We start from the raw sequence: 13,350 nt of genomic DNA on the forward strand, positions 1-13,350 counted from the left end.
TTTGCCCCCGGCTCGCTTGCGCCCCTAAAATGGCCGGATGCGCGATGACCTCTCCCTCCTGTTGAACTCCCTCAACGACGCCCAACGCCAGGCCGGGGCGGCTCCCCCGCAACGTACGCGCGGGCGGGGGCGGCTCCCGTCGAACGTACGCGTGAGACGTACGCGCCAGGCCGGGGCGGCTCCCCCGCAACGTACGCGCGGGCGGGGCGGGACCCCGTGCCGCCCGCTCAGCCGTCCGCGCCGGTGAAGTGTTCCCGTACGAGAGCCTGGACGACGGTCAGGTCCCGGGCGATCAGGGCGTCCAGCAGCGCGGTGTGCTCGGCCGCGTCCGCCAGCAGGTCGGCCCGGCGGGTGGCGGGGCCCGCGACCAGCGGCCACTGCGCGCGGCGGTGCAGCTCGTCGGCGACGGCCACCAGCTGGTCGTTGCCGGCCAGGGTGAGGACCGCGCGGTGGAAGGCCCGGTCGCACTCGGCGTAGCTCGCCCGGTCGCCCACCGCGGCCGCCGCGACCGTGGCGTCGGCCAGCGGACGCAGCGCGCTCCAGCCGTCCGCAGGCACGGTGCGGGCCAGCCGCAGCATCACCGGTACCTCGATCAGGGCCCGTACCTCCGCCAGCTCCGCCAGCTCGCGGGGCCCGCGTCGGCTGACCCGGAAGCCGCGGTTGGGCACCACCTCGACGGCGCCCTCGACGGCCAGCTGCTGCATCGCCTCGCGCACCGGGGTCGCGGAGACCCCGAAGCGGGCGCCGAGCGCCGGGGCGGAGTAGACCTGCCCGGGTGTCAGCTCACCGTCGACGAGCGCGGCGCGCAGGGCCTGGAGGATCTGGCCCCGGACGGAGTGTCGGACCACGCGCGGGGCGGGCGGCTCGCTGTGGGTGTGCTCGCCGCGTGCCTGGGCCTCCCGCGGACGGCCGCCGAGCAACTGTTCGGGCACCCGGTCGGCCGCCGGGGTGCCCGCGTGCGCGCCGGGCGCGTACGGCGGCCGTACGTCCTCGCGCGCGCTGCCCTGATCCGGCCTGATCAACGAGACACCCCCTAGCTGCCGCGCGGGCCGGCTCGCGTGCGCCCGGCCCCCCGTGCACGATAGAGGGAGGAGGCCGCAGTTCAAACATCGTTCGCGTCGGGTAAGGTTAGCCTTACCTGCAAACGATCCCGATTCGGTGGTCCCTGCATGACCCTCACTCCGCTGCTCACCGGCGTGGCGACGTCCCCCGTGACCGCCGCGTACACCCGCCTGACCGAGGTCTTCCCCGGGCTGCGCGTCGAGGTGCTCGACGACGGCGTGAGCGCCCCCTCCGGCGCGGGCTGGGTCGGCGCGGCCGAGCTGGCGGCCGGCGGACCGGCCGTGGACACCTTCCTGGCCTGGGACAACGCCCAGGTGCTGCGCGACTACGGGCAGCAGGCCCGCCCCGACGTGGTGGCCAGCTTCGGCCTCCACCGGTACGCCTGGCCGGCCTGCCTTCTGGTGACCGTGCCCTGGTTCCTCCAGCGCCGGGTGGTGCGCGTCCCGGTCGAGGACGTCGCCTTCCAGCGGGCGCTGGGCCACCTCACCGTGCGGGTGCGCGACTTCGCCTGCCTGCCGGACGACCCGGCGGCCGGCCTGCCCGGCGCCCGGGTGGTGGCGGACGAGGAGGCGCTGCGGGCCGAGGTCCTGGCCGCCCTCACCGAGCATCTGGAGCCGGTGCTGGAGGGGTTCGGACCGCGCATGCGGCGCGGGAAGCGGGCGCTGTGGGGGATGGCCACGGACGAGATCGTCGAGGGCCTCTGGTACGTCGCGCACCTGCTCGGCGAGGAGCGCCGCGCGATGGCCGAGCTGGAGCTGCTGCTGCCCGGCACCACGAAGCCGTACGTCGGCACCGCGGGCTTCCGCGAGCTGACCGGCCCCGAGGGCCAGTCGCTGCCGACCCGCGACCGGGCGAGCTGCTGCCTCTTCTACACCCTGCGCCCCGAGGACACCTGTGTGACCTGCCCGCGCACCTGTGACGCGGACCGGGTGCGGAAGCTCGCCACCGCTTCCTGATCCCCACCACATCCACACCGCCCGTTCGGATGACGTGGAATCGAACACAACCCGGTTGATCGCGCGGTGGTTCGAGAAGATTCCACCCATCGATAGCCTCTCCCACCCCCTTGGCGTGCTCTTGTCCCGAAACCCCCGGAGCGGGTCGGGAATTCCGTCACGATGGCGCACGAAACGCCCTACGTGACGCAAGGGACCGCGCATGAGACTGACCGACATATCGCTTGACTGGCTGCTTCCGGGCGCCGTGCTGCTCGTGGGGGTCATGGCGGCGGTGACGGTGGTCGCACGCGGCAAGCGTGCCGCCGGCAAGGCCGCGGCCGACGACTCCTGGGAACGCAGCGAGGAGCGCCGCAGGCGCAAGGAAGCGCTCTACGCCACCGCCTCGTACGTCCTGCTGTTCTGCTGCGCGGCCGTCGCCGCCGCGCTCTCCTTCCACGGGCTCGTCGGCTTCGGCCGGCAGAACCTGAACCTCAGCGGAGGCTGGGAGTACCTGGTCCCGTTCGGGCTGGACGGCGCCGCGATGTTCTGTTCCGTGCTGGCCGTACGGGAGGCGAGCCACGGAGACGCGGCGCTCGGCTCCCGGCTGCTGGTGTGGACGTTCGCCGGGGCCGCCGCCTGGTTCAACTGGGTGCACGCCCCCCGGGGCATGGACCACGCGGGCGCCCCGCACTTCTTCGCGGGGATGTCCCTCTCGGCCGCGGTGCTCTTCGACCGCGCGCTGAAGCAGACCCGCCGGGCCGCGCTGCGCGAACAGGGCCTGGTGCCCCGTCCGCTGCCGCAGATCCGGATCGTCCGCTGGCTGCGGGCGCCCCGGGAGACCTTCGGCGCCTGGTCGCTGATGCTCCTGGAAGGCGTCCGCACGCTGGACGAGGCGGTGGACGAGGTACGGGAGGACCGCAGGCAGCGGGAGCAGGACCGGCTGCGCCGACGCGACCAGGAGAAGCTGGACCGGGCCCGCATCAAGGCCCTGAACCGGCAGAACAGGGCCTGGGGGCGCGGCGGCCGGATCGGCCACCAGGTGGACGTCCCGGCCCTCGCCCCGGGATCGGGCGCGGCTCCGCCCGTCGCGGAGCCCGCCATAACGGAGCCGGGTCAGCTGCCTCTGCGACCCCGGCCATCCCTGCAAGCCGTCGGCCCGAAGCCGGCGGACGGTTCGAGCTCGAAGAGCCTTGGCCCTTCGAACCCGGGAAGTGACGCGCGGACGGTGGACCTCACCGCCGAGGACGACACCCAGACACTCCCCCGGCTCGACTCCCTGGAGCAGAAACTCAAGGATCTGGAGCAGCAGTTCGGCTGAGCGCGCGGGCCGGTGACCCGCACGCACCGCGCGGCGCGAGGTCTCGGTAGTCCTCCCGAGAGGACCGTTCAGACCCTTGCGCCACGCAGCTCGAACCAGACCACCTTGCCCAGGGCCCGCGCCTCGACCCCCCAGGCGTCGGCCAGGCTCCGCACCAGGATCAGCCCCCGGCCGTGCGTACCGTCGTCGGCGTTCGGTACGTACGGCGCGGGCAGGTCCGCCTCGAAGTCCTGGACCTCCACCCGTAATGCCGCCGGCGTCGCCGTCGCGGTGACCACCGCACCGTGCCGGGTGTGGATCAGCGCGTTGGTCACCAGCTCGCTCAGCAGCAGCTCGGCCGCCTCGATCTCTTCGGGGCCGGAGCGGTGCCGCAGGAACTCCCGCAGCTCGCGCCGGACCTCCCCCACCGCCGACCGTTCCGTGTGGCCGACCCTGCGGCGCATCCAGGCCGGCGACTGCTGCCCCTCGCCCGGTCTCCGCCCCCGTGGGCCGCGCACCTCGCCGGCCTGGGCCATCTTCTGACGCTTCACCATTCCCCCCGCCCGCACAGCTATCAGACCTCCTCTGTCCCGGCCGTCGAACAGCCTCACGGGATGCATGCCCCTGTACGCGCACGGTCACGCTTGTCCGTCCGGCGGGAAGAGCACGGGCAGAGGCAGCGGGGGGCGCACGGGGAGACGTCGTCCCGTGCGCGCCTTCAGAGGCGCTCCGTCCGGCGCCAGGGGCGCATCAGGAGCGGAGAGAGCGTCAAGGACGGGGCACGTTACGGAGGTTGGAGCGGGCCATCTGGAGCATCCGGCCCACTCCGCCGTCCAGCACGACCTTGCTCGCCGAGAGCGCGAAGCCGGTGACCATATCGGCCTTGATCTTCGGCGGGATGGAAAGCGCGTTGGGGTCGGTCACCACATCGACCAGCGCCGGCCCCTTGTGCTTGAAGGCGTCCTTCAGCGCGCCCTCCAACTGCTTGGGCTTCTCGACCCGCACCCCGTACGCGCCGCAGGCGCGGGCCACGGCGGCGAAGTCCGGGTTGGTGTTGGCGGTGCCGTAGGCCGGCAGTCCGCCGACCATCATCTCCAGCTCCACCATGCCGAGCGAGGAGTTGTTGAACAGCACCACCTTCACCGGCAGGTCGTACTGGACGAGGGTGAGGAAGTCGCCCATCAGCATGGAGAACCCACCGTCGCCCGACATCGCCACGACCTGCCGCCCGCGGTCGACGAACTGGGCACCGATCGCCTGCGGCAGCGCGTTGGCCATCGAGCCGTGGCTGAACGAACCGATCACCCGCCGCCTGCCGTTGGGCGTCAGATAGCGGGCCGCCCACACGTTGTTCATCCCGGTGTCGACGGTGAACACCGCGTCCTCGTCCGCCATCTCGTCCAGGACGGAGGCGACGTACTCGGGGTGGATCGGGGTGTGCTTCTCGACCTTGCGGGTGTACGCCTTGACGACACCCTCCAGCGCGTCGGCGTGCTTCTTCAGCATCCGGTCCAGGAACTTGCGGTTGCTCTTCGGCTTCACCCGGGGCGTCAGACAGCGCAGCGTCTCGCGCACATCGCCCCACACCGCGAGATCCAGCTTGGTGCGCCGGCCCAGGTGCTCGGGGCGCACATCGACCTGGACGATCTTCACGTCGTCCGGGAGGAACGCGTTGTACGGGAAGTCCGTGCCGAGCAGGATCAGCAGGTCGCACTCGTGGGTCGCCTCGTACGCGGCACCGTAGCCGAGCAGCCCGCTCATCCCGACGTCGTACGGGTTGTCGTACTGGATCCACTCCTTGCCGCGCAGCGCGTGCCCGACCGGGGACTTCACCTTCTCGGCGAACTCCATCACCTCGGCGTGCGCGCCCGCGGTGCCACTGCCGCAGAACAGCGTCACCCGTTCGGCCTCGTCCACCATCCGGCAGAGCTTGTCGATCTCGTCGTCGCCGGGACGGACGGTGGGCCGTGAGGTGACGAGAGCGTGCTCGACGGTCTTCTCCGGGGCGGTCCTGGAGGCGATGTCGCCCGGCATCGTCACGACACCGACCCCACCGCGGCCGATCGCGTGCTGGATGGCCGTCTGGAGGAGGCGCGGCATCTGCTCCGGGCTGGAGATCATCTCGTTGTAGTGGGAGCACTCCTGGAAGAGCAGCTCCGGATGGGTCGCCTGGAAGTAGCCGAGCCCGATCTCGCTGGAGGGAATGTGCGAGGCGAGGGCGAGGACCGGGGCCATCGAGCGGTGCGCGTCGTACAGGCCGTTGATGAGGTGCAGGTTGCCCGGCCCGCAGGAGCCGGCGCAGGCCGCCAGGGAGCCGGTGATCTGGGCCTCGGCCCCGGCCGCGAAGGCGGCGGTCTCCTCGTGCCGGACATGGATCCAGTCGATGGCCGAGTTACGCCGAATGGCGTCCACGACGGGGTTCAGGCTGTCGCCGACGACGCCGTACAGACGCTTGACGCCCGCCCTGGCGAGGATGTCGACGAACTGCTCCGCCACGTTCTGCTTGGCCATGGGTGCGCACCCTTCGCTTGCCCGTGCTCCGTGCACTGTCGGTTGTCCGGACTCCGGAGGCCGAAACATCGGCCGGACGTACGGCCTCCGGAGTCCATCAACCCATGGCGTGCGCGGTTACGCCTCCCAGACGGCCGCGCAGGTACGGTCGTCGGCGTACCCCTTGATCCGGAGCTGCGTGTCGGCGAGGAAGGCGGGCAGTCCGGGCGGTCCCGGCGGGCCCCAGCGCTCGGCGAGCTCGGCGGGAAGCTCCGGTTCACCGCGCATCGGCTCGGCCAGCCCGTTGCTGCACAGCAGCAGCGTGTCGCCCGGACGCGCCACGGAGGCCCGGAAGCGGAAGAGTTCGGCGGGCGGCGGGGCGGGGTCGTCGCCGTACGGGGACGGGGGCGTCGTGATCTGGAGGTCCATGGTCAGCCGGTCGCCGTCCGGCCCCTCCTCGCTCGCGCCGCCGCCTGCTCCTCCTGAGGAGGGGTGCCGCTCCGGAACCACGGGCTCCAGGTCCTGCCAGGCCCCGTCGCGGAGCCGGAACAGGCCGCCGCTGCCGACGCCGAAGAAGACCCGGGTACGGCAGTCGGGGTCGGCGGGGAGCAGCAGACACCGCAGGCTCGTGGTGTACTCCCCCGGTTCGAGGCCGAGTTCGGCGGCGCGGGCCCGGAGTTTGCCGTACGTACGGTCGGTGAGGCGGTGGAGCCCCGATTTCAGGTCGGCCCGGCGGCCCGCCCTTATGTCCTCGGAGAGCCGGGCGTGGCTGCGGGCCACGGCCCCGCCGATCCACCGGCAGGCGTCGGCCGCCGCGAGGTGCGCCCCCTCGCCGGCCCGCACACCTCCGGCCACGGCGACGAGCACGAGGGCGCTCTCGGCCGCCCCGAACCGGGCGGTGAGCAGCGCGTCGCGCCGGGGCTCGCCGCGGAACCGGGCGGAGTCACCCCGGACGGAGGAGGCGCGCAGGGTGTACGTCCCGTACCGGGCGCCGTCCAGCACGGTGTCGGGGACCAGGTCGTCCAGGTTCTCCGAGGTGGCGGCGGGCAGGGCGGCGGGCTCGGCGTCGTAGGTGGGCGGCCGGTCCCCGAGATGGCCGACGAGGGTCCGCAGGCCGCCGGCGTCGTCGGCCGGAGCATCGCTCGCGGCCCAGTCCGGAGGGAGTCCGTGCGGCGCGCCGGGTGCGGTGCCGGGTTCGGCGTCCGCCGGCTCGGGCTCCGGCGGCTCCGGCGGCTTCGGCACGACGAAGGTGCGCGGGCCGGAGGGGCCTGTGGGGGCTTCCCAAGGGGCCGGGAAGACGGTGTCGCGGGGGGCGGGGACGGCGGCGGGGGTGGTGGGGGTGGTGGGGGACGGCTTCGGCGTCGGGGTCGGCTCCTGGTACGACGCGTGCTCCGGCTTCGGCTTCGGCGTCGGGCTCTGATACGACGCGTGCTCCGGCGTCGGCTTCGGCTTCGGCTTCTGGGACGACGTCTGCTCCGGCGTCGGCTCCTCGCGCAGCGCCCGCTCCCGGTACGGCTCCCAGGCCGTGCGGGGGTCCGGTCTCAGCTCCGTCGGCCGATCCGTCGGCCGGTCCGTCGGCCGGTCCTCCGGCCGCGGTCCGGGCTCGGGCTGTGCCTCGGGAGCGGAGTCCGGTCTCAGCTCGGGGTCCAGGTCCCAGTCCTGGTCCTGGTCCTGGTCCTGGTCCTGGTCCTGGTCCTGGTCCGGCCACGCATAGGCGTCCTCGACCGTCTTCTCGCCGGACTCCCGGCCGGGCTCCTCGCCGGACCCCCGGCCGGAATCCCGCTGGTGACCCACCGCCATGCTCACCGTGTCCGACACCGAGTCGAAGCGGTCGTCGAGGCTGTCGGGCGCGCTGCTCGGACCGGTGTCCGGCGCGGTCTCGTCGTACAGCTTCCGCCACCAGTCGTCCTCATGGGCGGCGGGCTTCTCCCCCTGCTGACTCATGCCCCTATTGTCCACCGCGAGGCCCGCCCGAAAACGGGGCATCGGGAAAAAGTGGCCCGCGCACGAGGTCCGTGTGATCACCGGGTGACCGGTTCAGCGGCCGGAAGGGGCTCCTCGGACCGTTCGGAACGAGGCGGCCGAAGAGGCCGTATCCCGAAGGTTGTCGATGTTGCGGTGGCACCGCTCTGGCCGAGTGACCAGGGGTACAAGGGATGATGTGCGCGGCGGGTTCACGCCGTGGCCCTTCTCCGCCGCGGCCGGCCGGCCGGAACGGGCGCTGCGACGCGCGATCACCACACCCGGGGAGGGTCGGGGAATGCTGGGGGCCATAGGTCTCGACGAGAGGCAGGAAGCCGTGTACCGCGCGCTGGTGGCGGCGGGAGCGGCGGAACTCCCCGATCTCGCGCACCGGCTGTCCCTGCCGGAGGCGGACGCCGAACGGGTGCTGCGGCGGCTGGAGCAACAGGGCCTGGCCGCGCGGTCCTCGGCCCGTCCGGGCCGCTGGGTGGCGGCTCCGCCCGGGATGGCGCTCGGGGCCCTGCTGAGCCGGCAGCGCCACGAGCTGGAGCAGGCGGAGCGGGCGTCCGCGCTGCTGGCCGAGGAGTACCGGGCGGAGGCGAGCGAGCCCGAGGTGCACGATCTGGTGGAGGTGGTGACCGGGGCGGCGGCGGTCGGCCGGCGCTTCCACCAGCTGCGGCTGGGAGCCGCGTCCGAGGTGTGCGCCCTGGTCACCGGCGGGCCGATCGCGGTGACCGGGATGGAGAACGGGTCCGGGGCGTGGGCGGCCTCGAACAGGGCCGCCTGCCGGGTGGTCGTCGAGCGCGGGGTGCTGTCGCTGCCCTCGGGGGTCCTGGAGCTGTCGGCCGCACTGGGCCGGGACGAACAGTGCCGGGTGGTCGACCGGGTGCCGGCGAAGCTCCTGATCGCCGACGGGGCCACGGCGATGGTGCCGCTGACCGGGCGGGGCACCGAGCCCACCGCCCTGGTCGTGCACGCCAGCGGGCTGCTGGAGTCGCTCGTGGGCCTCTTCGAGGCGGTGTGGCGGCAGGCCGTGCCGCTCCGGCTGGGCGAGGGCGGTTGCGGGGTGCGCGAGGACGTCGCCGGGCCCGATCCGACGGACCTGGAGATCCTGTCGCTGCTGCTGGCCGGGCTGACCGACGCGAGCGTGGCCAAACAGCTGGAGCTGGGACTGCGGACCGTGCAGCGCCGGGTCAAGGGGCTGATGGAGCTGACCGGCGTCTCCACCCGCCTCCAGCTGGGCTGGCATGCCTACGAGCGGGGCTGGGTCGCCCGTTCGGGGCCGCCGGGGACGTCATCGGCGCAGGTCGCGGAGGTGCGCTGACGGGCGGAGCGGTGCGCTCTCCGGCAGGCTGGTCGGATGAGTGTGTGGCAGCTCGTCGCCGTGGCCCTGGTCATGCTGCTGGGCCTGGTCGGGGTCCTGGTGCCGGGCGTACCGGGCCAGGCGATCGTCTGGGCGGCGGTGCTGTGGTGGGCGCTGACGGACATGACCCCGACGGCCTGGGGCGTACTGATCGGCGCAACGGCCCTGCTGCTGTTGAACCAGGCCCTGAAGCCGCTGCTGCCGCCGCGCCGCCCGGGTGAGTCGGGCGCGCCCCGCCGGACGGTGCTGATCGGCGGGGTCGCGGGGATCCTGGGGTTCTTCGTGGTGCCGGTGGTGGGCGGCGTCGCCGGGTTCGTGGGGGCGATCTACGGGGCGGAGCGGCTGCGGCTGGGCAGTCGCGGGGCGGGCTGGACGTCGGTGCGCTCGGTGATGCGGGCGACGGGCTACGCGGTGCTGGTGGAGCTGTTCGCCTGTCTGCTGGTGGCGGGCGCCTGGCTGGGCGCGCTGCTCTGGGGCTGACCGGCGGACCGGGTCCTCCCCCCGCGCCCGACACCGTTGGACGGTCTCCGCCCGGCGTGCGGCGGTGCCCAGTTCCGTACGCCGGGCCTCCACACAACGCACAACCAGCACCCAACACCGCACGCCAGCCTCCACCGCCCTCCACGCAACGCACAGCCGACGCCCAACACCGCACAACCGGTGCTCAGCGCCGCACCCCGGTCCCCGCGCAACGCGCGGCCGTCTCCAGGTGGCGTACGGCGTACGAGCGCCACGGCCGCCACCGCTCGGCCCCCGGTGTCCCGTACGGGTCCACGTCCGGGTCCCCCAGTGCCCGCATCCGGATCAGCGCGGCGGTCGGGCCGTCCACCCCGGGCAGCGCGCCCAGCGTCCGTTCCGCCTCCTCCCGGTCGGCCCCCGCGTCCAGCCGCAGCCGCCCGTCGGCGAGCGCGGCGGCCAGGGCCCGCAGGGCGGGTTCCGTGACCGCCCCGGCCAGGACGCCCGGCTCGGGGAAGACATGGCTGAGCGCGCCGCACGGCACGTCCAGCACCTTCCCGTACCGCTCGACCAGCTCCTCGGCGCGCTCCCGCCCCACCAGCGCCCGTACGGCCTCCTCCTCCGGGTCCGCCGCTCCCGGTGAGCGCAGCCCGGGGCGGGCGGCGACGAGCGGGGCGAGCCGGAGGTCGGCCGCCAGGGCCTCGTCGACGGCGTACGGATCGGCGTCCAGGTCGAACAGGCGCCGCAGCCGCTGTACGGCGGTGGTCAGGTCGCGCAGGTCGGTGAGGTGGATCCGGGCCTCCAGCCACGGGCCGGGGGAAGCCTCGTCGACGGCGGCGATCCCGCTCCCGTACGGCAGCCGCAGCGTACGCCGGTAGGTGCGGCGCCCCGGCGGCCCGGCCAGCTCCTCGACCCGGGCCACGGCCCGCTCCCCGAGCAGGTCGAACAGGGCCCTGTCGGCGTACGGGCCCCGGTGGGCGAGCCGCAGCGGGATCCCGGCGCGCAGCCCCGTACCCCGGCCGCCGCCGAGCCCGGTCCCGGCCTCCGCGCGCAGGGCGCTGGGGGTGCGGGCGTAGATCCGGCGGATGGTGTCGTTGAACTGGCGGACGCTGGCGAAGCCGGAGGCGAAGGCGATCTCGGTGACCGGCAGCCCGGTGGTCTGGAGGAGCACCCGGGCGGTGTGGGAGCGCTGGGCGCGGGCGAGCGCGACGGGTCCCGCGCCCAGCTCGGCGTTGAGCTGGCGCTGGACCTGCCGGGCGCTGTAGCCGAGCCGTCCGGCGAGTCCGGGGACGCCTTCGCGGTCCACCACGCCGTCGCCGATCAGCCGCATGGCCCGGCCGACGACGTCGGCGCGTACGTTCCACTCGGCCGAGCCGGGCACGGCGTCGGGGCGGCAGCGCCGGCAGGCCCGGAAGCCGCCCGCCTGGGCGGCCGCGGCGGTCGGGTAGAAGCGCACGTTGGCGCGTCGGGGGGTGACGGCGGGGCAGCTCGGCCGGCAGTAGATGCCGGTGGTCACGACGGCGAAGAAGAAGGCGCCGTCGAACCGTGCGTCGCGGCTGCTCACCGCCTCGTACCTGGTCCGTTCGTCCATCACACCGTCCAGTGTGCGGCAGCCCGCGCTGCCGCACTCGCGGTTTTCGGACGTCGAGCCCCCGGCCCCGGCGGCTACCGCACCCGGCCGCGCTTGGCCTGCACGGCCGCGCGCCCCTCGGCGCCCTTGCGCTTCCAGTCCTTCAGCATCTCCGAGCGCACCCGGGCGTCGGTCTTGGCGACGATCCGCTGGTTCTCGCGCAGCAGCTTGCGGTAGCTCTCCAGCCGCCGCTCGGGCAGGGTGCCGTCCTCCAGTGCGCCGAGGACCGCGCACCCGGGCTCGCTCCGGTGGGCGCAGTCGTGGAACCGGCACCGGGCGGCCAGCTCCTCGACCTCGGCGAAGAGCTCGCCGACCCCGCTCCCGGCGTCGAAGAGGCCCACCCCACGCAGCCCGGGGGTGTCGATGAGGACGCCCCCCTGCGGCAGGACGAGGAGGTTGCGGGTCGTGGTGGTGTGCCGGCCCTTGCCGTCGACGTCCCGGGCGGCCTGTACCTCCATCACGTCCCTGCCGAGCAGGGTGTTGGCGAGGGTGGACTTGCCGGCGCCGGAGATGCCCAGCAGCACGCTCGTACCGCCGGAGACGACGGCACCGAACACGTCGAGCCCCTCGCCGGTGGCGGAGCTGACGGGGAGCACCTGGACTCCGGGGGCGATGGCCTCGATGTCCTGGACGAGGTGGGAGAGGGTGACCGCGTCGGGCACCAGGTCGGCCTTGGTGAGCAGGACGACCGGCTCGGGGCGGTACCGGCCGTGGCCGTATCCGTCGCCCAGCAGCGCGGCGCCGTCGGAGCTGGACAGGGCGAGCGCGAGGAAGCGCTCGATCCGGCCGAGGTCCAGCTCGACGGCGAGCGAGACGCAGATGACGATGTGGTCGATGTTGGTGGCCAGCACCTGCCCCTCGGACCGCTGCGAGGAGGTGGAGCGGACGAAGGCGGTACGGCGCGGCAGCAGCGTACGGACGAACCGCGGGTCGCCGTCCGCGTCGAGCGCCGCCCAGTCACCGGTGCAGACGACCCGCATGGGGTCGCGCGGCACCACGAACGCGGTGTCGGCGTGCACCGGACCGTCGGCGGTGATCAGGTCGCACCGACCACGGTCCACCCGCACCACACGGCCCGGCACGAGGCCCTGGTCGGCGTAGGGGGAGAAGGCGGCCGCCCAGTCGTCGTCCCAGCCGTACGGAGCCAGCGGGTGCGAGGAGGACGGAACCGGAAGAAACGAGAAAGACAAGGGAAACCCTTCACAGGGTGGCCCCGGCACCGCGCGCTCGGCGCGGGAGGTACGTGATGTGGGTCAGCCGGTGGCCACGGGGGTGAGAACGATGCTCTTCTGGTCGTGGGCAGTGCCCATCGCAACGACAGTCATCAATGTCCTCACCTCCTGGTTCCTCGGGCTGATTCCTCGGGCCGGCCCCTCGGGTCCGACGCGGCTCACCTTAGCCCCGCCGCTCCCGGCGGCGTCAACAGGTTTTCCGGCACCCGCGCCGGGGTTACCCTGCGATTTCCCTAATCTCCCTCGATCGGGTGATACGCATGCATAGCGGCCGGTCCGGGGCCGTTAGGGTGCCGGTCATGACCACACCTCAGACCTCCACCGACACCTTCACACCGGCCCAGTTGGGCACCCAGACCCTGATCGGCTGGAGCAGTCGGCAGCCCGGCGCCGACCAGGACACCGCCTACCTCCTCGCCTACTCGCTGGGCGACGGCCAGGGCGGTCCGGAAGTCGGCCGGAACGCGCTGCGCATCGCGCTGGAGCGGGCGGGCCTCCAGGTCGGCGGCCCGATCCAGGACGCGGGCGAGACCCCGGGCATCCAGGCCAAGCTCCTCGTCCAGGCGGGCCAGGCCGTCCTGACGCTGCCTCACCTCAAGGCGCAGTACCCCGCCCCCGAGGAATGGCTCGCGGCCGCCCTGGGCCAGGGCCAGGTGTACGGCATGTTCGCCACGACCCCGTGGCCGGAGGCCGTTCCGGGGCAGCCGGTCAGCGAGGACCAGCTGCGGGCCTTCGCGGCGAACGAAGAGGTCGTCCGCACCGCCGCCCACTGTCTGCTCCCGGTCCGCTCGCTCGGCTGACCTTCCTGCCCGGACACCGGGACACCGGGACATGGGGGTGGCCCCCCCCCCCCCCGGGGTGTGGCAGATCGAGGCGGCGGCCGACCGGCTCCGGGCCCTGCTGCGGCCCGGCGACCACGA

The 13,350-nt window shown here is 73.7% G+C and carries 11 protein-coding genes; 5 read left to right on the plus strand and 6 right to left on the minus strand.

Translation table 11 applies throughout. The annotated features are described in order from the left end of the window. Nucleotides 1-227 precede the first annotated feature (227 nt). Nucleotides 228-1,022 carry a GntR family transcriptional regulator gene (locus AB0917_RS30315; RefSeq protein WP_366822876.1) on the minus strand — a complete coding sequence of 265 codons (795 nt, stop codon included), beginning with the start codon at nt 1,020-1,022 and terminating at the stop codon, nt 228-230. A 147-nt stretch (nt 1,023-1,169) separates the two neighbouring features. Between AB0917_RS30315 and AB0917_RS30320 the strand changes: the two genes are divergently transcribed. Together AB0917_RS30320 and AB0917_RS30325 are read left to right on the plus strand one after the other, a co-directional pair. Next, a complete protein-coding gene (locus AB0917_RS30320; RefSeq protein ID WP_366822877.1) occupies nt 1,170-2,018 on the plus strand; it encodes a (2Fe-2S)-binding protein in 849 nt (282 codons plus the stop codon). Between the two features lie 202 nt (nt 2,019-2,220). Beyond that, nucleotides 2,221-3,318 (plus strand): DUF2637 domain-containing protein, encoded by a 1,098-nt coding sequence (locus AB0917_RS30325; protein WP_366822878.1) that lies wholly within the window; start codon nt 2,221-2,223, stop codon nt 3,316-3,318. A 68-nt stretch (nt 3,319-3,386) separates the two neighbouring features. Here the strand turns inward: AB0917_RS30325 and AB0917_RS30330 are convergent, their stop codons facing one another. From AB0917_RS30330 to AB0917_RS30340, 3 genes are all read right to left on the minus strand, one after another. Continuing rightward, nucleotides 3,387-3,761 carry an ATP-binding protein gene (locus AB0917_RS30330; RefSeq protein WP_366822887.1) on the minus strand — a complete coding sequence of 125 codons (375 nt, stop codon included), beginning with the start codon at nt 3,759-3,761 and terminating at the stop codon, nt 3,387-3,389. Nucleotides 3,762-4,065: 304 nt separating this feature from the next. Further along, nucleotides 4,066-5,808, minus strand: coding sequence for a pyruvate dehydrogenase (locus AB0917_RS30335; protein ID WP_366822879.1), 1,743 nt, complete (start codon nt 5,806-5,808; stop codon nt 4,066-4,068). Between the two features lie 117 nt (nt 5,809-5,925). Next, the gene (locus AB0917_RS30340; protein WP_366822881.1) at nt 5,926-7,731 is read right to left on the minus strand and encodes a protein phosphatase 2C domain-containing protein; all 1,806 of its coding nucleotides are present in this window, start codon (nt 7,729-7,731) and stop codon (nt 5,926-5,928) included. 316 nt (nt 7,732-8,047) lie between these two features. Here AB0917_RS30340 and AB0917_RS30345 point away from each other — a divergent pair, with 316 nt between their 5' ends. Both AB0917_RS30345 and AB0917_RS30350 read left to right on the plus strand, forming a co-directional pair. Next, on the plus strand, nt 8,048-9,073 hold the full coding sequence (locus AB0917_RS30345) for a helix-turn-helix domain-containing protein (RefSeq protein WP_366822882.1): 1,026 nt from the start codon (nt 8,048-8,050) through the stop codon (nt 9,071-9,073). 36 nt (nt 9,074-9,109) lie between these two features. After that, nucleotides 9,110-9,592, plus strand: coding sequence for a DUF456 domain-containing protein (locus AB0917_RS30350; RefSeq protein ID WP_366822883.1), 483 nt, complete (start codon nt 9,110-9,112; stop codon nt 9,590-9,592). Nucleotides 9,593-9,776: 184 nt separating this feature from the next. On the opposite strand, the gene AB0917_RS30355 is transcribed toward AB0917_RS30350, so the two are convergent. Together AB0917_RS30355 and rsgA are read right to left on the minus strand one after the other, a co-directional pair. Next, entirely contained in the window at nt 9,777-11,159 is a 1,383-nt protein-coding gene (locus AB0917_RS30355; RefSeq protein WP_366822884.1) for an AlkA N-terminal domain-containing protein, read from the minus strand. A gap of 74 nt (nt 11,160-11,233) precedes the next feature. Further along, entirely contained in the window at nt 11,234-12,388 is a 1,155-nt protein-coding gene (gene rsgA, locus AB0917_RS30360; protein ID WP_366822885.1) for a ribosome small subunit-dependent GTPase A, read from the minus strand. 341 nt (nt 12,389-12,729) lie between these two features. Between rsgA and AB0917_RS30365 the strand changes: the two genes are divergently transcribed. After that, nucleotides 12,730-13,230, plus strand: a complete 501-nt coding sequence (locus AB0917_RS30365; protein ID WP_366822886.1) for a DUF5949 family protein — start codon at nt 12,730-12,732, stop codon at nt 13,228-13,230. The last annotated feature ends 120 nt before the right edge of the window (nt 13,231-13,350 follow it).

It is taken from the genome of Streptomyces sp. NPDC007346 (genome assembly GCF_040703535.1).
Lineage (GTDB): Bacteria > Actinomycetota > Actinomycetes > Streptomycetales > Streptomycetaceae > Streptomyces.